This is a genomic window from Methylotenera versatilis 301 (genome assembly GCF_000093025.1).
Lineage (GTDB): Bacteria > Pseudomonadota > Gammaproteobacteria > Burkholderiales > Methylophilaceae > Methylotenera > Methylotenera versatilis.
In genome coordinates this window covers 12,067-37,492 of record NC_014207.1, presented here as the reverse complement: position 1 = coordinate 37,492, position 25,426 = coordinate 12,067, and the positions used below count along the sequence as shown (strand labels likewise).

10 protein-coding genes and 1 pseudogene are annotated in these 25,426 nt (G+C 44.9%); 3 read left to right on the top strand and 8 right to left on the bottom strand.

The features are described 5' to 3' along the window. Positions 1-72: 72 nt before the first annotated feature. Entirely contained in the window at positions 73-693 is a 621-nt protein-coding gene (locus M301_RS00105; RefSeq protein ID WP_013146726.1) for a hypothetical protein, read from the bottom strand. Positions 694-853: 160 nt separating this feature from the next. On the opposite strand from M301_RS00105, the gene M301_RS00100 reads away from it, so the two are divergent. From M301_RS00100 to istB, 3 genes and pseudogenes are all read left to right on the top strand, one after another. Further along, positions 854-1,156 carry a hypothetical protein gene (locus M301_RS00100; RefSeq protein WP_013146725.1) on the top strand — a complete coding sequence of 101 codons (303 nt, stop codon included), beginning with the start codon at positions 854-856 and terminating at the stop codon, positions 1,154-1,156. Positions 1,157-1,212: 56 nt separating this feature from the next. Continuing rightward, positions 1,213-2,715: pseudogene (gene istA, locus M301_RS00095) on the top strand (IS21 family transposase). After that, positions 2,702-3,427, top strand: coding sequence for an IS21-like element helper ATPase IstB (gene istB / locus M301_RS00090; protein WP_013146724.1), 726 nt, complete (start codon positions 2,702-2,704; stop codon positions 3,425-3,427). The pseudogene istA and the gene istB overlap by 14 nt, the downstream one beginning before the upstream one ends. On the opposite strand, the gene M301_RS00085 is transcribed toward istB, so the two are convergent. From M301_RS00085 to M301_RS00055, 7 genes are all read right to left on the bottom strand, one after another. Beyond that, positions 3,411-4,541, bottom strand: coding sequence for a hypothetical protein (locus M301_RS00085; RefSeq protein ID WP_013146723.1), 1,131 nt, complete (start codon positions 4,539-4,541; stop codon positions 3,411-3,413). The two genes, istB and M301_RS00085, sit on opposite strands and share 17 nt — an antisense overlap. 268 nt (positions 4,542-4,809) lie before the next feature. After that, positions 4,810-6,219, bottom strand: a complete 1,410-nt coding sequence (locus M301_RS00080; RefSeq protein WP_013146722.1) for a TolC family outer membrane protein — start codon at positions 6,217-6,219, stop codon at positions 4,810-4,812. 72 nt (positions 6,220-6,291) lie between these two features. Then, positions 6,292-7,653: an HlyD family type I secretion periplasmic adaptor subunit gene (locus M301_RS00075; protein ID WP_013146721.1), complete on the bottom strand. Its 1,362-nt coding sequence runs from the start codon at positions 7,651-7,653 to the stop codon at positions 6,292-6,294. Positions 7,654-7,656: 3 nt separating this feature from the next. After that, the gene (locus M301_RS00070; protein ID WP_013146720.1) at positions 7,657-8,880 is read right to left on the bottom strand and encodes a glycosyltransferase; all 1,224 of its coding nucleotides are present in this window, start codon (positions 8,878-8,880) and stop codon (positions 7,657-7,659) included. Then, positions 8,873-18,622: a beta strand repeat-containing protein gene (locus tag M301_RS00065; RefSeq protein WP_013146719.1), complete on the bottom strand. Its 9,750-nt coding sequence runs from the start codon at positions 18,620-18,622 to the stop codon at positions 8,873-8,875. The genes M301_RS00070 and M301_RS00065 overlap by 8 nt, the downstream gene beginning before the upstream one ends. Positions 18,623-18,644: 22 nt before the next feature. Further along, the gene (locus M301_RS00060) at positions 18,645-19,394 is read right to left on the bottom strand and encodes a hypothetical protein (RefSeq protein WP_148218558.1); all 750 of its coding nucleotides are present in this window, start codon (positions 19,392-19,394) and stop codon (positions 18,645-18,647) included. 270 nt (positions 19,395-19,664) lie between these two features. Further along, on the bottom strand, positions 19,665-25,373 hold the full coding sequence (locus M301_RS00055; RefSeq protein ID WP_013146717.1) for a beta strand repeat-containing protein: 5,709 nt from the start codon (positions 25,371-25,373) through the stop codon (positions 19,665-19,667). Positions 25,374-25,426 lie beyond the last annotated feature (53 nt).

Sequence of the window (25,426 nt, the reverse complement as noted above, 5' to 3'; positions counted from 1 at the left end):
TGAGAAATAATCATATTTGTAAACATTTATGACCAATTTTATCAATAATAATTTCAAGAAGCGAAATAGTAACTAGATACAAACGATGCTAATGCAATTTGCATAAAAAACTGGCATTCCATCATCTGGATCTTCCAGAGTTTCAACTTTTTCACTCTCAAATGAAATCAGGAAAGGTGCGTTCCCACTGATAGCAAGCACTGTACTTTCAATCCATTCGGTTCGATCCAATAATGTTGGAAATGCAAGATAACAACCCCTGCATTTATTTTTTTGTTCATTTGCAGCTATAAATTGAGTAAGCCTAACTATTTCTTTCCTAATCTCATCAGCACTTGGATTGAACCCTTTAAGCTCAATAATCCAGCTTTCTGAATTGCATTCAACATATATGTCAACTTTACCCTTACGTATCATTTTATATTTTTCGTACTCTTTTTGCTTCACAAGAGGGAAATAGTTTTTATAACCAACTGCATTAATCCATAAACTACCCCATAACCTACGAGTTGGCTCTTCAAGCTTAATTTCTAAATCTAGCCCACAAATGCCGTCGAATCCGTCAGTCAATGCGTCTGCTACAGACACAGTTAATAAATACTCTGGTTTTACATTTAATAGATTCTTCGTGTAGCGCCAGTGGCGGTCAATTCCTTGTTTAAGTCCATCTATGATTCGTTCGGAAGCTTTCATATATGTTTTTCTATGCTTAGATTATTTAAAGTCCATAAGTCTAGTTGATATTTCATGTAGCTTTATTGAAAATAATCAATCGTCGCGAAGTGTCATTAAGTATTTACGTGAAAGCTATCGCTACCATTTCGAATATGAATTTAAATTTAGGAGCTACTTCATGTCAGTTACACGTGAAAAACTCTATGATGAAATCTGGTCTGAACCTATCACCAAAGTATCCAAGCGCTATGGGGTCTCAGACAGTTATCTAATCCGTATTTTAAAGAATCTAAATATACCTAGACCACCAAGAGGTTATTGGGCAATGGTTGCTGCCGGCATTTATCCTGAAAAAACCCCACTCCCTTGCGCAAAACTAGGTGATGCCGTTAACCCAAATACTTCTATCAGTCGCTTTATAAATACATCTTGTAAATTTCAGTGCAAAAATGCACCAGATCTCTTAGGGATTTGCGTGTAGAAGTGCACCACCCTAGGAGTTGTTAAACTCTCGCAATTTTGCGAGGCTCACCTAGGATGATCTGTATGGAAACCATAGCCAAGATAAGGCGCCTTTATCACAAAGAGTCGCTTTCAATTCGTGCCATCGCATTAAAACTCAACATCAATCGTAGAACGGTTAAAAAGCACATCGAACAAACGCAGATTCCTGTTTACCAGAAACCTGCTAAGCGCTATCCGATGCTAGGAGACTTTTTAACTCAACTCGACCAACGCCTGTTAGAAGCACAAACACAACCTAAGAATAAACGCATGACTGCGTGTCGTCATTATGAATGGCTTCAATCTTGTGGTTACCTAGGTAGCTACAGCGCTGTATCGGCTTATATACGGCAATTTGCTGATCAAAGTAATGCGTCATCCGTCACCTTCATCCCTCAGCATTTCCCGATAGGTGATGCTTATCAGTTTGACTGGAGTACGGAAGCCGTCAAGATTGCTGGCGTCGTGCATAAAGCTCAAGTTGCACACTTCCGCTTGTGTCACAGCAGAGCCTTCTTTGTGCGCGCTTACCCCAATCAAAGAATGGAAATGCTCATCGACGCCCATAATCACGCATTTACTTACTTTGGTGGCGTCACGAAGCGCGGCATTTACGACAACATGAAGACGGCTGTTAAAAGCATCGGTGTTGGCAAGGAGCGTGAATTTAATGCACAGTTTTTAGCGCTCATGAATCACTACATGATTGAACCCGTAGCCTGTACACCTGCATCCGGCTGGGAGAAAGGTCAAATTGAGCGGCAAGTGCGCACCTTGCGAAAGCAAGTATTTGAGCCAATGTTAGCCTTTGCCACATGGCAAGAGTTTAATACGTTTTTATTGCAACAATGCCAAGACCGTATTCTCTCAGCATCGCATCCAGAAGATAAGACGGTAACGGTTGCAATACGCTTTGTACAAGAGCAACGCGTACTCGTTCCATGTACGCAATATCAGGGCTACCGTGTTGAATGGGTGCGGGTTAACTCGCTGTCACTGGTCAGCTTTGATGCACATAGATACAGTGTGCCTTGCAATTACACTCTGCGTAACGTGGAGCTACATATTAGCGCAACCGAAATAAAAGTGATTGCTGAAGGGCGTGAAGTGGCTAAACATCCTCGCAGCTTTGATAAACAACAAACGACTTATAATCCTTGGCATTATCTCTCAGCACTTGAGCGCAAACCAGGGGCGTTACGTAATGGCGAGCCATTCTTACACTAGCCTTTGCCGCAACCCGTTAAAACACTGCAAAGTCACTTGCTCAAACAACCCAAGGGTGATCGTGCCATGGTGAAGCTACTTAGTTTGATTGCTGATTATGGCGAGGAAATAGGCGTCAAAGCAGCTGCCATTGCATTAGAGAATGAAATGCCGACGGTTGAAGCCGTGCTCAACATTATTCATCGCCTTACCGAACCGGTGATTCCCACAATCATCAGCTACGATGTACCGCTGCGCATACCACCACAAGCGCAGCTATCCCGTTATGACAGCTTACTTAGCTTAGGAGCGCAGTATGCAGCGGCATGAGTGTATTGCTTTGCTGGCAGAGTTGAAGCTAGGCGCCATGGCAGAAGCTTGGGATGAAATCGTGACTGATGGGATTGCACGCAAACGATCAACACCAGACATTATTGGCCGATTATTACAAACAGAGTTAACGGATCGTCAGCGTCGCAGTGTGCAATATCGCATTACGCAAGCCAAGTTCCCACAACATAAATCACTCACGACATTTAAGTTTGAACAGTCTCCTGTGCATCAACCCAGTATTGAGTTGCTGCTTGATGGTGACTATATCAAACAAAAGCGCAATATCATCTTTGTGGGTGGTCCAGGGACAGGTAAAACCCACTTAGCCAGTGCAATTGGGGTGGATGCAGCAACTAAGGGTGCTAGAGTGCGTTTCTACAACGTGCTGGATTTAGTCAATCAGTTAGAGTTAGACAAAGATCAGCAAAAACATAAACTAGCGCAACAACTCGCAAAATATGATTTGGTGATTTTAGATGAGCTGGGCTATTTACCCTTCAGCCAAAAAGGTGGTGCCTTGCTGTTTCATCTCATCAGTCAATTGCATGAGCAGACCAGTATCATCATAACGACTAATTTGGCGTTCTCGGAATGGGGTAAGTTATTTGCAGATGAAAAAATGACTTCAGCATTACTCGATAGACTTGTGCATCACTGCGATATTGTTGAAACAGGAAATGACTCTTATCGCTTTAAAAATAGGTCTTAAACTGGTGCACTTTTGCACGCAAACTGTGGTGCGCTTCTAAACAAGCATTGACACCAATTGAAGTTTTTTGCTCCCCAAACATATCTATATATTTTTTAATTTCTGCTTTTCCGCTACTGCCAAAAATCAATTTATTAATCGTAGCTCTGATCCCAAACTGATTTTTTAAACTTTCGAGGGGATTGCTCTGAGTAGCAATTTTAAAAATACCCATTCCGGCTTCCATTGTCACTGGATTGTTGGTTGAGCCAAGTCCAATTTTTTTATCAATGTATTGGCTAACAGAATCTAGTTGTTCTCTATATTTCAATAAACTCTTTGTATCTTCTAAACTCATCGCATTCTGAAACATTTTTAACCAATCCCGTAAAGCTTGGAAGTCATCTCTCATTTCTAGTGCTGTGGAAATTAACTGATCAGCAGATGATGACTCTTGAATGATTCGGATTGGTATAGCTGGAATGTTCACATATGCTGAATATAAAGAGTCATTGCCATAAATCTTTTTAGAAACATTCACTTTTTTGTCAGCTAAAAATGTTGTAAATTGATGAAGTGAGTCTCCAGCTGGTAGCATAAATCCAGAATTCACAAATAATCTTTTCCTTAAAGGATGCGGTGTATAGCTTTTTTCGTAAACAAAACTTCTAGCACACATGCCTGCACCTCCCCACAGAGTAGCTGAAAGTAATCCATCTGGCGTTTTTCTGTGTTTACTCCACCCATCGACATTTTTTTGATGAGCGACTTTAAGAGATTCTGTTGAACAAATATGCTCAACAATGCGATCACGCGGACCTGCAATCTTCTCTGGCTCTGACAGAAATGGATAAGGCCTGACAATCCCCAGTTTCTTAGCTTCTAAAATTGGGCTATCAATACGCTCCCATGCTGATGTAAAACTTTCTTCTACTAATATTTCATCCCGTAATAGAAGATCTGTAAGAAAATCAAAGAGTGCCTCCGTTTGAATAATTGCACTTAATACGGGCTTATAAGAATGAACATTATTCTCTAAAATAATTTCTCCAGCCGTATCGACCTCAAGGCCTTCAGTTAAAAGAGTTGAAATGTCCTGCAAAGACCAGTTGTCAGCAACAACACCTTGAGCCATTATTTTTCCTTATTCATTAGGGATTACATTAAGAGATTAGCCAAGACCATCCACACTTAAATATCGACTTACATCTTTGCAAACACAACCAATCTTACATAGCAACTATTGACCCATTCCGACCTTCTACTCCCATAAGTTCTGAATATCGCAGCTAAAATCTGTGATGAAATACCCTAAACTCTCAGTTTATGTAAGCATTTATAACTAGTCTATACTTTCCAAAATGTTTAGCCCTAGGTTGTATAGCACTGAATTGACACCCTAGCTACTCACCCGCTCCCAACTGCCCATTCACCTCTTCCAAATCCTGATCATGCAATATCCCACTGGCATATTTGAGTTTAAGCAAACCCAGCAAATAATTGTAATGCGTTTGCAATAAGTCTCTTTTAGCATTAAATACTTGTTGTTGTGCATTCAGTACATCCACATTAGTTCTAATGCCTAACTTAAAGCTCTTGTTGGTGGATGCCAGCTGACTTTCTGTGGAATACAAGGTTTGTTCATTCGCATTGGCTTGGGCGATATTACTAGTCACTTCTAAATAAGCTTGCCTAGTATCCAGTTCAGCTTTACGTCTGGCTGCTTCGATTTCTTCTTGTGCCTTTTGTTGATTGGCAATGGCTTCTCTGACTTTAGAGCTGGTCGCTCCTCCTTGGTATAAAGGCATTTGAAACTGTAAACCAACCGTGGTGTTATTTAAATCACTACCAAAGCCGTTGATACCACCATTGGCATTCGTTCTGTTATAACTCGCTACTGCATCCAAGGTGGGAAGATGACCAGCTTGATTTAGTTCTATGGCTTTACTCGCCAGTTCATAGTCTAGTTTCTTTTGATTGAGGGCGATGTTGTTTTGCTGCGCTTGTTGTATCCATAAGGTGATATTGTCGTTGGGATTATTGTCACTGGGGTGATTGTTGCTAGCGTGCTCTTCACCCTGTGCTGTTAGTACTGGTAGGCTGAGTGAGATTTTTGTTTGAATACCATTCAATGGCCCTGGGTATTGTCCGGTGAGTAGTTGTACGGCTTGTTTTTTGTTTTCTATTTCGTTGTATGCGGCGATCTCTTGTGATTGCACAGTATCAAACTTGGCTTGCGCCTCATCCACATCAGTAATGGTCGACACACCAGCTTTGAAGTTAGCCTTAGCTTGCGCGAGCTGGCTGCTGATAGCTGATTTCTGGGCTTGATTGAGCGTGAGCTTGTCTTGTGCTAAGAGCACATCAAAGTAAGCTTGTGCTGACTTCAATAGCAGATCTTGGCGGTCTTGTTGTAGTTGCAGATCAGCAAAGTTCACTTGAAGAGTGGCTGATTGATATTGCACTGTATTTTGTTTGCGATATAAGGGCTGATTGACGTTAATGCCGTAGCTTAACGTATTAAATTTTTCTGATTGGTTATTGTTTCTGTAGACAGTGGATCCTGTGTACTGGATGCTGGTATCAGAACGAGTGGCGCTGCTGTTAATGCTGACGGTGGGGAGTAACAAAGCTTCACCTTGCACTATTTTCTCTTGTGCGGCGCTGTTGGCGTAGCGTGCAGCGGCCCAAGTGGAATCATGCTGCAAGGCTAACTCAAAGATGTCTTTGAGGTTTTGCGCCTGAGGTGCGGCCTTGAGTATAGTGGGCGTTAACAGCAATAGGATGCAGAGAGTACGAATGCTTGAGTTCATAACGATACTTAAATTAAAGTTGGGATGAATCGGAATTGATTGGTGATATTGCTCAGATAGTTGTTTTTAATATTAGCGCTCTCTACCTGCTTCACGGAAGGCTTTGCTAATGGGTGATAGTAGATATTCCATCACAGTTTCATCTGCCAGCTTGATCTCTGCAACCACTTGCATGCCTGGCGTTAAATGCAGCTTGTCTTGTTCTGTGTCTAAGCTTTGTTTGCTGAGCTGGATGATGGTGCGATATGACAGCTGGGCATTGCTGGGCGATTGATTTTGTTCTGCGTTGTTTTGATTGTTGTTAGAAGCAGATTTATCTGTAGCATCAGCACTGACCTGTAATACTTTACCGTCTACCATGCCGTATTTCTGGAATGGGTAAGCTGAGAGTTTTACCTTCACCTCTTGACCGGCATGGACGAAGCCAGCATCCTCGTTTTTCATCCAAACTTCGGCTTGTAGGGCTTCGTTGTTGGGAACTAGCGTCATAATGACGGTGCCAGGTGAAACCACGGTGCCAGGCGTATGTGTGGCTAAGTCTTTGACGATACCGGCTTGTGGAGCTTTGAGTTCTAACAAGCTATTCTTGTGGGATTGTTTAGCCCATTCTTGTTCTAGGCGTTGGAATTCTGCAAAGGTGGCGACGCGTTCGGCTTCTAGCTTTTGGCGATAGTCTGATTGCACCTGATTGAGTCTCTTTTGTGATTGCGAAATGCTCGCTTGCAGGCTTTTTGCATTGTATTCTTGTGCACGCAGGTTTTGTTCGGCATCAATACGGTCACGTTGTTTCTCTTGCCCCATGAGTGCACCTGCATAACCGTCTTTGACTAATTCGTTATAGGCAGTTTCTTGGGCTTTATAGCTGGGGAGTGTTTGCTCCATTTTATGTTGTACTTCTACCGTGGCGGCTAAATCACTATGGGCCTTTTGTAAGCTGGCGGATTCAGCATTTAAGTCATCCTGTAGCGCAGTGCGATTCGATTGATACTCCGCGTAAATACGGTTAAACAGTTCGTTAGAGTCTTTCGCTTGTCGTGTGAACGGCTGATTGGACAGTTCAGCTTCAATACGACGCAACTCTATAGATTTATATTGCAAGGCAGCTTGCACAGCTTTGCTGTCTGCTTCAGAGATATTGGCATCCATCCGTATCAGCACTTGGTCTTTAGTGACAGCTTGACCTTCTTTGATGGTGATATCACGCACGATACCTGCTTCAGAGGGCTGGACGATTTTGATATAACTGACCGGGACGAGTTTACCCTCAGCGACGGAAACCACATCTAGGCGACCAAACATGGCCCAGAGCAGCATCAGGAAGACTAATATCAACACACCGCGCAATACGATGCGTGGTAGTGGTGAAGGTGGACGTTCTTGTACACCTAGGATACCGGGGGAGAAGTCGAAATTAGTTGATATTTTTGAAGCCATTATTTACTCGTTTAATGTATTATGAATTGCAAGTGTGACTGCTTGAATTGGAATTACTTGATCACAGTTTCGGTATCGTGCAGCGAATTGACTTGCCGCTTCCTGAAATGAAGATAAGGTGTTTAGCCCTAAGTGTAATAACTGCGAAATTGTTTGCTTGAAACTATCCTGACTGCGCCTAGATCCCATGACTAATCCCACCCCTAGCACTTCAACATTCTGTCCCACTAGAAACTGTTCTAAAGTATCTGGAATTATCATGACGGGGACGCCTTGTTTTAAGAAAGCGCTGACAGTGCCAAATCCAGAATGTGTAATCAACAAATCAGCATTATCTAACAAGGCTGAGAGGTTAATTGTTTCTCTATAAATACGAATATTAGGTTGACTGAATAGCAGCAAAGCTTCATTAGATAACTCTGGTATTACTGCAATGACCTCTATATCTAATTCAGCCAAGGCTAGCATTAAATGATTAAGACCAGGTAGACCCGACCAAACATAAGCAAACACTTTCTTCTGCAAAGTATCCGTCCATAAAATCTCTGAACCACTACTTACCGAGTAAATAGGTCCAATATAATTCATATGATTTCTGTATGGATAATGGTCTAACTCGGCAAAAGTGGTAAGTAACTGATGGCAGTTTTTAAATAACTCAGTCACGGATTGCATTGCAAGCCCCCCATGAACAATCAATGCCCGATTCATGTTGACGAGTAATTGCTGTTCTGAGTCTTGTAACTGAAGCTTTTGTTGAGAATTAAACGGCAACATTTCAGGCCAGTGATCGAGAGGAGGTATTTCAAAGCCAGACCCTAGTTGAATTGCTGGAATTTTAGTAATATGATTAGCTAATAATGCGGTTGGTGAATGATCCGCAATAATTAGATCCGGTTGATACTCATTGAATAAATGTAACCAGTTACCTAAAGCTACTTGCAGTGCTAACTGATCAGCATAGCCTACAGCTAACAGCAGTTGGACATAGCTGAGCATTAACTCATTGCTTGGTTTACACTTCAATCGAGGGGCTGCCACGTAAGCATAGCCTTGAGGAGCTAGTAACTTTTGAGCTGCATCCAAATCACAGACGACAAACAACATCTCTCGTCCCAAAGCGCGTTGAGCATCAGCTACAAGAATTAGACGCGATAGATGTCCATAATTAGCACCTAACTCCCATGTAATCAACAGGCGTTTCACTCTATTCAGACTACTACCCAAGCTTCGCCACCTCAGCCTGCCACACCGTCGGATTGTTCAACGTTTGTGCTGTCTGTCCAAAGCTTGCCGCTGCAATCACACTCTGTGCATTGAGTAAGCCCATCCCTGTCAGGTTGCTGTTGTTGCCGTATTGGTAAGCTAAGTCTCCACCGATAGCGGCAGTATCACTGCCTGCTTGTAAGTGGGTCGTCAATCTTGCATCCGTGAGTTGCCAGTTAGCGGTTGCACCAGCGGTATCAAACGCAGCGACCAGGTTGCTGAAGTTGAAGTTCTCAATCTTGTTGTTACGTAGCGCGTCTGCTCCACCAAGGGTAAAGCCTTGGATGGCTTCTGCGACTACTTGTAGGTTGATCACACTCTTATTCGTTGGACTCGTGAGGTACCAGTTTTTAAGAGTGATCTGATCAGTCGCACCCATTTTTAGGATGAGATCATTAGTGGATTTGGTGAGACTTAGATCACTGTAGGCGAAGTTACCACCTAGACTGATGGTGTTGTCTGCACCGGTAGAGGCATTGATAATATCTTGACCATCACCTTTGTTAAAGACGATGACGTCATAGCCAGTGCCTGTAGTAATGGTGTCGTTACCTTGACCACCGATAATGATGTCACGACCTGAGCCTGCAGTGATGAGATCATTGCCTAGTCCGCCATCGAAGAGGTTGTTGCCTACGGTATCGTTGAAGGTATCAATGCCTGCGAAGCCTTGCAGGATGTCATTACCACCAGCAGTGTCTGTGAGGGTGTTGTTGGCGCTGTTGCCTTTCATGAAGTTGGCTAGGGCGTTGCCGGTGAGGTTAAGGAGTGTCATGCCAGTTGCGCTGGCATCTAGGTTGTCAACTTCGGTGCCTAAGGTAATGGTGGCAGCGGTTGCTAATACAGTTCCTCCTCTAAGGACTAGGGTGTCTATACCGCCTGCAGCTACTTCTGTAATGCTGTCTTGGAGGGTGTTGGTTGCAGTGAGGTCTACAATATAAGTATCATTGCCTGCGCCGCCTACCAGTATATCTGTGCCTGCTCCACCATCTAGAGTATTGCTGCCAGCATTACCAGTGATCGTGTTGTTGAGAGTGTTGCCTGTGCCGTTAATGGGATTAGTGCCAGTGAGCGTGAGGTTTTCTACATTGTCAGTTAATGTATAAGTGATGCTTGACTGAACATTATCGGTACCACCACCCGCACTTTCTGAGACTATATCATTGATGTTATCAACTAGATAAGTGTCATTACCTGCGCCACCTGCCATGCCGTCGCCACCTAATCCTCCATCAATCACGTTATTACTGCTATTGCCAAAGATGATGTTATCTAGCTCATTACCAGTGGCGTTGATCACGGTTCCTAAGATGGCTAAGATTTCCACATTCGCCGCAAGGCTGGTAAGGGTGACTGAAGTTTTTATCCAATCAGAATCGCCACCATTCACATCTTCAATGACGATATCGTTCACATTGTCGACGGTATAAAGATCATTGCCATTTCCGCCTACCATCGTATCTGCGCCTGCACCGCCACTAATCACATCATCACCATCGCCACCTTCAAGTTTGTTGGCAGCTGCATTACCAACCATGGTGTTATTGAGCCCATTACCTACAGCGTTAATGGCCACAGTGCCAGTAAGTGTGATGCCTTCTATATTATCTGCTAGCCCCGTTAAGGTAACGCTTGTTTGTACGGTGTCATAACCTTCATCGGCGTTCTCAATCAGAATGTCGTTGACGTTATCTACGATGTAAAGATCGTCACCTAAACCACCACTCATGGTGTCGGCACCAGTACCGCCATTGAGTGTGTCATTGCCATCACCACCTATTAAGGTGTTATTGGCGGTGTTGCCAGTTAATACATTGTCTAATGCATTACCTGTGCCATTAATCGCTGTTGTGCCAGTGAGCGTTAGGTTCTCTAATGCGTTGCCTAGGGTGTAAGTGATGCTGCTTTGTACAGTATCGGTACCTTCGCCGGCATTCTCAGTGACGACATCACCAACGTTATCGACCACGTAAATATCGTTACCCAAACCTCCACTCATGGTGTCGGCACCTGTGCCGCCGTTGAGTGTGTCATTGCCATCACCACCTATCAATGTATTATTGGCGGTGTTGCCCGTTAGTAGATTGTCTAATGCATTTCCTGTGCCATTAATCGCTGTTGTGCCAGTGAGCGTTAGGTTCTCTAATGCATTGCCGAGTGTGTAAGTGATGCTGCTTTGTACAGTATCGGTACCTTCGCCGGCATTCTCAGTGACGACATCACCAACGTTATCGACCACGTAAATATCGTTACCCAAACCTCCACTCATGGTGTCGGCACCTGCGGCACCATTGAGTGTGTTGTTAGCGGTATTACCCGTCAGGATATTATCGAGTGTATTACCTACAGCATTAATAGCAATGTTACCGGTGAGGACGAGATTCTCTATATTGCCTGTGAGCAGATAGGTGACAGAGGATTGGACTGTGTCAGTGCCTTCATTGAGGTTTTCTGAAACGATATCTGCGACGTTGTCGACGATATAGGTATCGTTGCCTTTACCCCCTTTCATGGTGTCTGATCCAGCTCCGCCATCAAGCAAGTCATTGCCTTGGCCACCAATTAAGGTGTCGTTAGCTGTCGTGCCAGTAAGTACGCGGTTGAGTGGATTAATGGTGAGTTGGAAGCTGTCCTGTACATTGGTGCCAGCCATATCCGTTGCTGTGACTTTTAAGTCTAGAACGCCAATATTGGCGTCTAATGCCGTGCCACTAATGGTGCGGGTAGCGGCATCAAAGGTTAACCAGCTTGGTAGGACTGTGCCATTTGTTTGTGTCACGGTGTAGCTAAGTACATCGCCTGCATCAACATCAGTAAAGGCGTTGACTGGTATCGTGTAGCTAAAGGCTTGTGTTTCAGTGGCGACTGCATCAGCCAATGCTAAGTTGAGTGTCGGTGCGTCATTGGTATTTTGCACTGACAAGTCAAAGTTCTGGCTTACTGAGGCGCCGGCCAGATCGGTTGCAGTGAGTGTCAGGCTGAGATTGCCCACATGTTCATTTAAGGGTGTGCCACTATAGGTGTTGGTGACCGCATCAAAGCTTAGCCAGCTTGGTAATGCGCTGCCATCAGCTAGGGTGGTGCTGTAGCTTAGTACGTCGCTTGCATCTGCATCACTGAAGGCGTCCGCTGGGATGGTGAAGCTGAAGGTGCTGTCTTCGAGGGCCGTTTGGGCTGATATTGCATTGGCTACTACTGGCTCATGATTGATATCTGCAGAAGGTATTAGCGCCTGCATTTCTGCCATCGTCATTGAGGTGCCATCGGCAAACTGAAAGCTCTCAATACCAAGTCCACCTGCATATGTAGCTGTACCACTCCAGTCTGTACCTACTTGGTAGACATCTGGCACAATCACATGAATACCTGTGTTACTCCCCCAGCTAATATCGAGAACCTTGGAGCCATCGGCGGTTACTTCCCCCCAAGAAAGTTGCAAGTCTTGGCGGCGAATCCCAGCTTCAAATACGATGGTATCTGTAGGTATTTTCCCTCCATATCCTGCATCCAGGTCATTTAACTCACCATTTTCTTGAGTTTTTGCATAGCCCGAGTCGTTAATCGTGTCCCATCCCTGATTCGCTCCAGCTAATACGCGGTAAGTATCTGCCCCCGCTGCGCCGTTAAGAATGTCATCTCCCTCACCTCCAATCAACTCATCTGCAAGTGCAGTGCCAATCAGTGTGTCATTACCACTGTCTCCGTACAAAAAGCTGCCTGATCTGTTACCCATGTTCTGAAAGAAATGATCCCCGCCAGCATAAAATGAATCATAACCATTAGCGTCTAATGCCCAACCGCCACCACTTAAAACATCATCGCCAGCACCTCCATTAAGCACTTGATGCGCAATATCTAAATCATTGTGATAGGTATCAATATGGCGTAACCTTACTCCATCAAAGCTATACACAACATCACTTTGATAGCCCCACCACCTCTCAAGGTTAGCGTACCCACCATTATTCGATTGTATGTTGTTACTTGAACTCCCGCCGTTGATAATTTCAACGACAAGCTGCTGATTGTTGTAAGTGGTGTAAACAGGCGCAGTCGCAGTATAAGCTGTCATGTTGTACGAAGTAGAGATTGTATTCGAGCTCGTAGGTACTGAGTATCCAACAATATGTGAAGGTTGCTGTGAGCTTCCACCACCACTTGTTGGCCAAGGATCCATCACCACTATTGGCTGGGCACCATAAGGTAGTTCAATAAATCCGCCACCGCCATCGTACAGCAGTGCAGCGGCAGCTAAAGACACTGTCTGATATTGGACTTGTGGCGTGGCTGCAGGCGTATACGTATAGGCTGTATAGGATCTTGTGCCAGTTTGCAGGGTAGTATTACTGATATCATTTTGTGCAGAACCATAAATATTCGCAGCGTCACTGTTTTGAGTGATGGATGTAATATCAAAATTGTTAACTACCTTGTCATACGGGCCGTTATTTGGATTCGCTGCATTAAAAATAGCTTGTTCACTTAATTTAAGAGCGCTTAAGAAATCATTTTGATAATTCTGAATGCGCGTTTCAATCGGTAGCAATGCACTATTAAGGTTATGGGCATAGAGCAAGTCTGCAACTGTCGTATTCATCGCATTATCTGCAGTACTGACCTGCCATGGATTTCTATTGCTAAAGTAGTCTTGTAGCGTAAGGGTATCAGCTGTATTTTTAATAGATAACACTAAATTGTTGCCTATTTGCGCAACATCCAAATCTGCCAGCGCAATATCATTACCAAGCAAAATGCGATTAGTTTCCACGTTGGTTTCTAGCACAACGTCATTGCCTGTACCTTTATTAAAGACATAAGTATCTAAGCCTACACCTCCATCAAGCATGTCATTACCCGCGCCACCATCAAGTAAGTCGTTACCAGCATTTGCTGTAAGTACGTCATCCCCAGCGCCACCCAAAAGCGTATCAGATGCTTTACCCCCAATTAAAGAATCTGCGCCCTCAGTACCACTCACTGTGAGCGGCGTAATCACGGTACTGGCAATGAGTGCTTGCCAAGTTAGAGTGACGGGGTCGGTATTGGTATACCCGCCACCATTCGAATAGACCACCGTTGTAGTTTTCTGTATCTGATAGTTTTGTATTGCACCTTTGAAACCATCCAGAATGCTGACTTGATCCGATGGGTTGCTGCCGTATTGCAGTACTAAGTATTCTTTACCATCAGCATCAATGCGTTTTGTGCCAGTCACATCATTTAAATTAATACCAGCACCATAAGACGGACCAAACTGTACCGTATTGTTAGCATTGCTTTGACCATTGCTACTTTCAATAATAGTATCTGTACCATCACCTAGGTTGATCAGGTAAGTGTCATTCCCCAAGCCGCCTATCAGCGTATCATTGCCGGCTTTACCATCTAGGGTGTCATTGTTACGATTGCCTATAAGGGTATCATTACCCGCAGTACCATTAAGGGTGAGCGGATTCGCGATGATGCTGTTGAGGCTGTAGCTGTTATTGGTATCAGTAAATTGGAATTGTTTAATACTATTGTTACTGCCGTTCTGGATGGTGATGCTATCACCTTGATTGCCATAATAGAGTGTCAGATAGTCTTTACCATCTTGCCCATAGCTTTGCTGTGTAGTGATGCTGTCTAGGCTTATGCCTGCGCCAAAGACAATAGTATTGTTTTCAGCATTGCTGTCAATAATCAGGTCTTGGCCATCGCCTAGGTTAAATAGGTAACGATCATCGCCAGTTCCACCCATTAAAATATCATGGCCTTGTCCGCCGTTAAGCGTGTCATTGCCTTGCCCTGCAATCAAGCCATCATCACCGTTTAAACCAATCAATGTGTCATTTTGGTTGCTGCCGATGAGAATGTTGTTGCTGTCGTCAGCAGTGAGATTAAGCGCCGTGTGATTACTAAGGACAAGTAGGTCTTCTATGCTGGCAATAGTGGTGCCATCAGCAAAGCTGAAATCGGCGGTAATGCCGTTATTGAGACCTTGCATAAAGTGTATGCTATCGGTTGTGGTGATGTTGGTCGTAACATCCAAGTGTGTACCGTAATTAATGGTAAAACCTAGGCTAGGGTCTGGTTTGGTTGGGTCTGTATAAGTAATACTAATATCATTAGTCGTAATGCCCGCACCAAACTGTATATGACTGATAGCATCATTTTGTTCGGCTAGGGTGTCATTGCCATCACCTAACTGGAATTGGTAGGTATCTGCGCCTAAACCTCCGTTAAGCATATCGTTACCTGTGCCGCCAGTGATGTTGTCATTACCCGCATCACCATTAAGCACATCCGCACCTTGGCCGCCAATTAACTCATCTGCACCAGTGCTGCCATATAGTGCATCATCGCCACGACCACCGCTGAGATAGGTATCCAGCCCATCACTTGCAACTAAAGTGTCATTTTGCATACCGCCAATGGCCGTAGCATTCACCGCCTTGATATTAATTTGCGTTTGCAGAGTGTCACCCACTAACGTGGCATAAGAAATTTGTGTGCCGCCTAAGTCAAATACAGATTTAGCATTACTAGTAGTGCCATGTAAGATATAACTCGTACTACCATTGTTGCTAATCGCCATAGCTTGTTCTACGTGACTAGCTTGTGTGTCAGGGTCAACTATATCAAGTTCAACTAACTCCATCGTGACATTGGCAGCATTAGCATCTTGGTTAGCTGAGCCGAGTTTGATGGTATTCGCATCTTGGTCAACATCATCAATGAGGTCACCCGCTTGGGCATAATAAGTATCCTGCCCCGCACCGCCTGCTAAATAGTCACCATCTCCGTTACCAATGAGAGTGTCATTACCCATCTCACCATAAAGAGCGTCATGCCCACTACCGCCTTGCAAAGTATCGCTATCCTCACCACCATGCAGCCGGTCATCACCTGCTCCACCATCTAACTGATCATTGCCTAAACCACCATATAATTTATCTTTTCCTGCTCCACCAAGTAGCGTGTCATTACCTCCGTCGCCAGAAATCTCATCATCACCATCGCCACCATCAATAACATCATCCCCTTCAAACTCAGCAGACACTCCACCACCATCACCCAAAATGAGGTCATCACCCGCACCACCAAAAATAGTGTCATTTCCACCTTCACCTAAAATCTCGTCATCGCCTGCACCACCATCAATCAAATCGTTACCATGGTATTGTCCCGCAAGTTTAGCGACGTTGTAATCGCCTTCTATATGGTCATTGCCATCACCGCCTAGCAGGGTATCATTGCCGCCATTGCCCCATAGCTGGTCAGTGCCTTCGCCGCCATCTAGATAATCATTGCCGTGGTATTGTGCTGGTGTACCTAGCCCGTCGCCCGAGAGGTTGTCATCACCCTTGCCACCGAATAAGGTGTTGTCCCCAGCGCCGCCATACAACTCATCATTGCCAATGCCACCGTCTAAAATATCACCGCCCATTTGGCTGTAATCGGTGCTGGTGGGTGGGGCATCGGTGCCAGCTACTTTTGGAAGGTCGGCTATCAATATGTCATTACCCGCTCCACCCATCAGGTAATCTGCACCATAACCACCTACGAGTTCATCGTCTTCTGTGCCACCATCGATGTTGTCGTTACCATCACCTCCAACGATGTAGTCTTTTCCTTTTCCGCCAAACATGTTGTCATCGCCAGCGTAGCCGTAAAGTATGTCGTTATCGTCACCGCCGTCTATGTAGTCAGCCGCGGAGGAGCCGCTGATGAGATCATTGCCAGTGCCACCCAGCAAGGTGGCGCCTTGTTGGTCGGCAGCGCCCGTGAATGTGCGAAGGTCAGTGGTGAGGGAGACGTCACCTAGTGCCGCATCTGTGCCGGTGACGTTGATCTCTGTTGAGAGGTCGTAGCCATTTCTATAGAAAACGTCGTCAGGCACGGTGCTATGCCCGATTTGCCAGCTGGCTTGGTGGGTGACCCAATCTTCTGGGGTGGTGATTTGTATGTAATCTTCATGATCTGCCGTGTAGAGATCAAGATGACCGCCGCCATTGCCATTAGCCATGATTAAATCATCGCCTGCGCCGCCTGTCAGGGTGACGGCTGCTGTGGTGCTACTGAACAATACGTCATTGCCATCACCGCCATCAATAACTTCATCGTCTTGGGCGACATAGAAGTCTGATTTATTGGTCTTTACCGTAGGCGTGCTGGCTTCATTGTCTTTAAGGCTAATGCCTAGGTTGCCGTCTTGCCAGTCTTTAACAAACAGGCGTTCGTTATTTTGTAGGTAGATGTTGAGGGTGTCTGTGCCGTCGCCATTGTGGTAGAGAGCGTATTGGGTCTTTTTGTCATCACTTAGCCAGAGGTTGGTGGTGCCTTTGACTTGTTTGCCACCGCTAAGTGGTGTTGTACTGCCATTAATAAGGATTTTACCGTCACCGTCTGAGTCCATAATGACGTCATTGCCGTCGCCTGTGTTGTGGATGTAGGTGTCTGTGCCTGTGCCGCCGTAGAGATAGTCTGCGCCTTCGCCGCCATTGAGGGTGTCATTGCCTGCACCGCCCTCTAGGTGGTCGTTGTCATCTCCTCCGTTGAGAGTGTCATTATCTTTACCGCCATATAATTGGTCATCACCCCAACCACCATCAAGTACATCATCGCCTGCGCCGCCATACAGCCTATCTTTCCCAAGTCCACCATCTAAGTGATCATTGCCACCTAAACCAAATAAAACATCATTGCCTAATCCAATTAAAAAACCACCATTTAATTCATCATTACCACTTGTGCCAAACTTGGTATCTTTAAACAAATTTGATATCGCTGCTCCAATAGTATCTGCGGTTAAATAAGATGACACATCCTTAAAGTAATCTATAAAGTCGTCAAAAGTTACTTGAGAAAAATCAAGATTTGCATTTAACGCTGGAATAAGTTTTACGGTTTTTTGCACCACGCTAAACAGAACTTTTAAACCCACTTGTTGATCACTGTTGTACACAAGCTCAGCAGCCAATAAAGGCTGTCCTGCTAATAAGGGATCTAATGCAATTGAACCCAAGCCATCAGTGTGACCATAAGAAAATGTTTGTATCGCGCCAAGAAGTGCATTGATGGACGCACCATCTCCTTTTAAACCAAACTTGGCAATGGTTCTCGCCATGGCTGTGCTGGTCATCTCTATAAAGTTACTTAAATTTCCAGAATCAACAATAATTTGACCGATCTTTCTAACACCATCAGCCCCTCCAACTCCAGAAGTCCCGCCAAGTCCGGCAGGTGGCACTGTATCCCAAAAATAAAATGACCCTCCCCACTGACTGAGATTCAAATGGCCTGTCTGAAGCGCGGCATTAATATCCATCCCGACTTGAGAGGCCAATTTTGGAATGAGACCGTCATGCTGAATAATGTCGTTATAAACGTTTAGACCAATGGTGTTGCTAATAAGCGCAATATTTGTATCTGATGCATCGTGACCTGGCCCTGCCAAAGTTAAGCTCAATATATTAATTTGTTGTATAAAATAGGCGGATTGTGAGACATTTGGAGTTGGTTTTCCAAGTGCAACATCATTTAAATATTGATTAATTAGTGCCGCCTGTTGAAACCAATACCATTGCTCAGTCGGCATTTGGCTGCCGACTGTGTCAAAAATATACTGGTACATGCCCGCGTAGTCGGGTTTACTACCATCGGTCGGATTTCCTAACTCATTGATTCTGTTGAGTTGAGCAGAAGTTAAAACAATAGCCATGAAAATATCCTTTTTTACTAATTTATTGTTGATTAGGATTTACTAGAGGCGAAACATTCCACGTTTCCAATAAACGCCAGATTGCAGCATCTACTTCCTTCCAATGCTTTAAATTTTGAATATGGGTATGCCACTCAATATGGATACCACCATAGATAGGTTCCCAAAACTCTCCACCCACCCACCCGTCAGCATGCCTAGCAAAAAAAACACCAGAAACTGCCTTATTACTAGATTCGCCGTAACACAAAAACTTACCAAATGAGTCGCCATTAATCGTATAGCAATCTATGCCATACGCTTCTGATAGCTTTTTATCGTAACTACCTTTTTTGGATTTTATAAAATATTCGCGTTTTTCCTTTGTCTTGCCTTCAGTCACGGCAAAATTTTTAAGTACGACCTTTACTTGATTGACATGATCTAGTGCTTGGTCTGAGTAAAAACCTGCATCCGTGACCTTACCCTTAGCCCCGTTCAACATCAAACTAAACTCAATGTCATGCATGTCTTTTACCCCGTGCAACTTCTTTGCATACTCGGCTTCAAAAGTCAGGCGCTCTGCTTCGGTAAACTTTGGAAAACGTTCTGGTACATAATCAATAGGAAACTGACCGACAAACATCTCATATTCAGGCTCATAAATTAAATCATCAATTTTTCTTGATATATGCTCACGCCGTTGCCCCAGCTTGGTTTTTATGATAAGTGACGAGTTCTGCATCCACGTCACAACGTCACCCTCTTTCGGAATGACTGTATCTTTTTGCATACAAGCTCCCATTAATAGCACCGCTATCATTATTAAGATTAAAGTGTTAAGTTTTCTTATCATAGAATCTGTTCCTGTTAAATTAATGCGTCTGATGACTAGGCATTTTTGCTGCCAAACAAAATGATGACCTTACCTTCGAGTTTATTTACCGTCTGCACAAAATGCTCTGCCGTTAATCAAGATTAAAAAGCACTTTATAGAAGAACCTTGACTCTTGATCCCACATTAAGTAGTTTCATACGCAAACTTAGCTTTGAAGTGCACTCTCTACCCCAACTTCGCCACCTCAGCCTGCCACACCGTCGGGTTGCTCAACGTTTGTGCCGTCTGTCCAAAGCTCGCTGCGGCAATTACACTCTGTGCATTGAGTAAGCCCATGCCCGTCAGGTTGCTGTTGTTGCCGTATTGGTAAGCTAGGTCACCACCGATAGCTGCAGTGTCACTGCCTGCAGTCAAGTGCGTGGTGAGTCTGGCATCGGTGAGTTGCCAGTTAGCGGTTGCACCTGCAGTATCAAAGGCAGCGACCAGGTTGCTGAAGTTGAAGTTCTCAATCTTGTTGTTGCGTAAATCGTCTGTACCGCCAAGCGTGAAGCCTTGAATCGCTTCAGCAACTACTTGTAGGTTGATCACACTCTTATTCGTTGGACTGGTGAGGTACCAGTTTTTAAGGGTGATCTGATCGCTAGCGCCCATTTTAAGGATGAGGTCATTGGTGGATTTAGTCAGGCTTAAATCACTGTAGGCGAAGTTTCCGCCTAGACTGATGGTGTTGTCTGCACCGGTAGAGGCATTGATAATATCTTGACCATCACCTTTGTTAAAGACGATGACGTCATAGCCAGTGCCTGTAGTAATGGTGTCGTTACCTTGACCACCGATAATGATGTCACGACCTGAGCCTGCAGTGATGAGATCATTGCCTAGTCCACCATCAAACAGGTTGTTGCCTACAGTGTCATTGAAGGTGTCGTTGCCTGCGAAGGCTTGTAGGATGTCGTTACCGCCTGCAGTGTCTGTGATGGTGTTGTTGGCGCTGTTGCCTTTCATGAAGTTGGCTAGGGCGTTGCCTGTGGCATTGATCGCTGTAGTACCAGTAAGCGTGAGGTTTTCTAGATTACTTGTAGCACCAAGTACATAAGTAACGCTACTTTGAACAGTATCAACCCCAGCACCCACGGTATCAGCTTCAGTAATTACATCGGTTGTAGTATCAACAATGTAAGTATCATCTCCATCGCCACCCACCAATGTATCAACACCAGCACCGCCATTAAGCGTATCGTTACCAGCTAAGCCGTTTAACGTATTTGCATATGCATTACCAGTCAGTACGTTATTTAATTCGTTACCGCTCAAAGTATAGGCTACCGAATTGACCAAGTTAGCATTTTCTACGTTAGCTGCAACTGTGTATGTACCAGATGCTGTTGCAATTGCAACGTTAACTAAGTCTGTACCTTCATTTAGATTTTCAGTAACGACATCAGTGAGTGCATCGATAGTGTAGGTATCGTTGCCTAGACCACCTATCATCGTATCGTTACCTGCCAAACCATTCAATGTATCGTTACCTGCACCTCCATCCAAAGTGTTCGCTGCGGCATTACCTGTTAATACATTATCAAGAACGTTACCTGTGAGGCTGTAAGCCACCGTGTTAGTCAAAGTAGCATTCTCAACGTTAGCTGCGACTGTGTATGTGCCTGAAGCTGTTGCGATGGCTACATTGACTAGGTCTGTACCTTCGTTAAGATTTTCAGTAATGACATCAGTGAGGACATCAATAGTGTAAATATCATTTCCTAAACCACCGATCATGGTGTCGCTGCCTGCTAAGCCGTTTAATGTATCGTTACCTGCACCTCCATTGAGAGTATTGACTGCGGCATTACCTATTAGAATGTTATCCAGTGCATTACCTGTGAGGCTGTACGTAACAGTATTAGTCAAAGTCGCATTCTCTACATTGGCTGCAACTGTATATGCTCCACCTGTTGTTGCAATTGCAACGTTAACTAAGTCTGTACCTTCGTTCAGATTTTCAGTAACGACATCAGTCAGCATATCAATTGTGTAGGTGTCGTTGCCTAAACCTCCTATCATGGTATCGGCACCTGCGGCGCCATTAAGGGTATTGTTAGCGGAGTTCCCTATCATAATGTTATCTAGTGCATTGCCTACGCCATTAATCGCGACGTTACCAGTGAGGGTTAAATTCTCTATATTGGCTGTGAGTAGATAGGTTGCAGACGACTGCACCGTGTCAGTGCCTTCATCGAGATTTTCTGAAACGATATCTGCGACGTTATCGACGATATAGGTATCGTTGCCTTTGCCACCTTTCATGGTGTCTGCGCCAGTTCCGCCATCAAGTATGTCGTTACCAGCATCACCGTTAAGTGTATTGACAGCAGCATTACCTATTAAAATGTTGTCGAGTGCGTTACCTATGAGGCTGTAAGCTACAGTGTTAATCAGAGTAGCATTCTCAACGTTAGCTGCGACTGTGTATGTACCTGAAGCTGTTGCGATGGCTACATTGACTAGGTCTGTACCCTCATTGAGATTCTCAGTGATGACGTCAGTGAGCACATCGATGGTGTAGGTGTCGTTGCCTTCACCGCCACTCATAGTGTCGTCACCAGTGCCGCCGTCTAACACGTCGTTGCCAGTATCTCCACTCAGGTTGTCGTTGCCGCTTCCACCATACAAGGTGTCGTTACCGTCGCCACCATTTAAATAGTCATTGCCAGCTTCACCGTCAATCACATCGTCACCACCAAAGGTGGATACCGTATCATCGCCCGCACCAGCATGGACGATTTCAACATTGCCGCTGGTAAAGTTCGCGGAGTCATTACCGTCAGTCAGTGCAATCGGATAGGCCGCCATCAGTTGGTCAAACGTGTAATTGACACCATCGGAGAACTTAAACTGTGTCACTTGGTAACTGCTATCACCGTAGAACTGATATTGCAGCTTGACGCTGTCACCATTGCCGTAGCCAATGATGAGGCTGCTGCCTTGACGGCTTAAGCTAGTCAGTCCCGTTGAGGCGATGTCGGCAAATTGGAGGGTGTCAGTCACCGCTTCACTGCTGTTGTTAATGTTGTTAATGACGTCTTGGCCTGATCCAGTGCGCACGACGTAGGTATCACTGCCTTCACCGCCACTCATAGTGTCGTCACCAGTGCCGCCGTCTAACACGTCGTTGCCAGTATCTCCACTCAGGTTGTCGTTGCCGCTTCCACCATACAAGGTGTCGTTACCGTCGCCACCATTTAAATAGTCATTGCCAGCTTCACCGTCAATCACATCGTCACCACCAAAGGTGGATACCGTATCATCGCCCGCACCAGCATGGACGATTTCAACATTGCCGCTGGTAAAGTTCGCGGAGTCATTACCGTCAGTCAGTGCAATCGGATAGGCCGCCATCAGTTGGTCAAACGTGTAATTGACACCATCGGAGAACTTAAACTGTGTCACTTGGTAACTGCTATCACCGTAGAACTGATATTGCAGCTTGACGCTGTCACCATTGCCGTAGCCAATGATGAGGCTGCTGCCTTGACGGCTTAAGCTAGTCAGTCCCGTTGAGGCGATGTCGGCAAATTGGAGGGTGTCAGTCACCGCTTCACTGCTGTTGTTAATGTTGTTAATGACGTCTTGGCCTGATCCAGTGCGCACGACGTAGGTATCACTGCCTTCACCGCCACTCATAGTGTCGTCACCAGTGCCGCCGTCTAACACGTCGTTGCCAGTATCTCCACTCAGGTTGTCGTTGCCAGCCAGTCCGAACAAGATATCATTTCCACTCCCACCAGATAAATTGTCTGAAGCACTATCATCCACAATGACATCATCACTTGTGGTGCCATTACTATTAAACCCCATTGTGTTTTTTACCATTGCACCATTGAGCTTAAGCGCCTCATTAATGGCTGGTGTCTGAGTAAGCTCCAACTGCGCAGTCATGCTAGACCAACCAGCCCAACCCGAGTCTTTAAGCAAGTCTTTAGTCGCAAAGTTAAAATCAATCAACTCCAACAAACCTGCCTCGGCATTGCTATTAATGCCTTGGTTAAAGATATTAGTCAGTTGCGTAAAGTCTAAGCTAATTCCATTGGCGTCTATTACCAGGTTAATGTCATCTAACAAAGGTTTGAATCTAGTTTGCAGTAGCAAAGCATCGTACACAGAGGCTTTCAAAGCATCGTAGCTTTGTTGCAGTAAATCCAGTTGCGATTGGTCGTAACGAATATTAATCGGAGCCGATATCATAACGCCGCCACCTTGATCATTGGCCGCCTCAAATGTAATACCAGTTTTAGCCCCTTGGGTGGGTTGGGTAGGTAGACCAAAGAAGTAATTGCCGTTAAAGGCCTCGAGGATATGGATCTTTTGATTCCAGCTATTGATGAGGGCTTGGTATTCTGGGGTGATGACTTCTATGCTGATGACACCTCCACTGCCACTGCCAGAACTACCAGTATTGGTCACACCAGTCTGGTAAGTGGCATTGGTAATACTACCGAAGGCATCGTAACTCACGACATAAGGCACGGAGGTATTTGTAGGTGTTTGATAATGTAATCCGGCCACACGATCATCATAGGTTTCTGCATAACCACTGGTATCGGCCCAAGCATCCAGCAGTTGGTCTATGAGCGCCATTTGTCCTTCACGGGTAGTGGCAGCGCTGTATTGAGTGAGTAAGTTTTGTAAAGTGGTGGATTGTGTTGCTGCCTCTCTGAGGTCACGCACGGCACCACTGCCTTGCATATCTGGCAGGTTGGCAACGGTAGTGGTATCAAGATGATCTGCAAATTGGCGATGAAAGGTATCTTCGGCTAGGTTGATGTCACCTAGGTTACCCGTCACTTCGCCTACGGTACCTGTACTGCCATCAGCTTTAATAAAGCTGCCAGTATCAGTCAGTTGGTTGCCATTGGCAAGAACGGTGCTGTGAACGGTACTGGCAACGTTGATGCCGACAATGCCGAGTTCATTGAGGGTGAAGAGTTCGCCAGTTTGGCTAATGCCGTCTTGGTTAAGGTCACGCCACAAACGCAGGTTGGCAAACTGAGCATCTTGATTGTCTACAATGCCGTCTGCATTGCTGTCAAGGTCTGCAAGAGCATCAAAACCATCTTCGGCAGTTTGTCCGTTAGATTTAATGGTGTTGTCACCGAACAGTTCACGACCTGAATCAATGGTACCATTGCCGTTTCTATCGAGTACCAACATGGCATCATCGGCTTTTACCCAGCCAGTGCCGTTTTTAGTGCCGTCACCGTCGTGGTCGAAGAGGATGGGGTTAGTACTGGAGATGCCGACTGTTTCTAGGCCGTCGTTGTCTAGGTCGAAGGTTAAAGGGTCGCGGCGGAGGATGAAGTCTTTGGCGCGATCCCACCAAGTTTTAGTTTTAGGGTCAGGTTTAATCCAATTACCTTCGTGAATGTCTGGAATGCCGTTATTGTTGGCATCACCGAGGGGAAATAAAGGCGCCTTATCAGGTAAATTGGGATTGGGGCTTGTAAGATCGTTTAATGCTTCTGCTAATGCTTCGCGGTTTTGATACAAGGCTGATGCCGCAGCTAAAGCTAAACTTGCTGCTTTTAATGCCGGAGAGTATGGCGAGGGCACGCTTCCAAGTGCACCTGCTAAGGCTGAGGCAAGATCCAGTGAAGATTTTATTATGGCCTCATTGTCTCCGTTCGCAATGGCTTGATCCAATAATGCTGCCTGAGCTTCAAGATTCGCTAAATTAAAAAATCCATTTGCTACTGGAACCCCAGGTACTGCAGAATTGATACTATTAAGCAGTCCCATCGTATTGGTTAGCAAACTTGAAGCAGCCAATCCGTCTGCTGCAACTTGCGCTGGTGTTCTATTGGGATTGTTAGCAGATTCAGCAGCCCCCTTAAGACCATTAACGGCATTAACTAAATCACCAAATTCTTGAAGTGCCATAATTTATTACCCCTTATAATTTTTTATTTAATACTGACTAAACACACTAAATA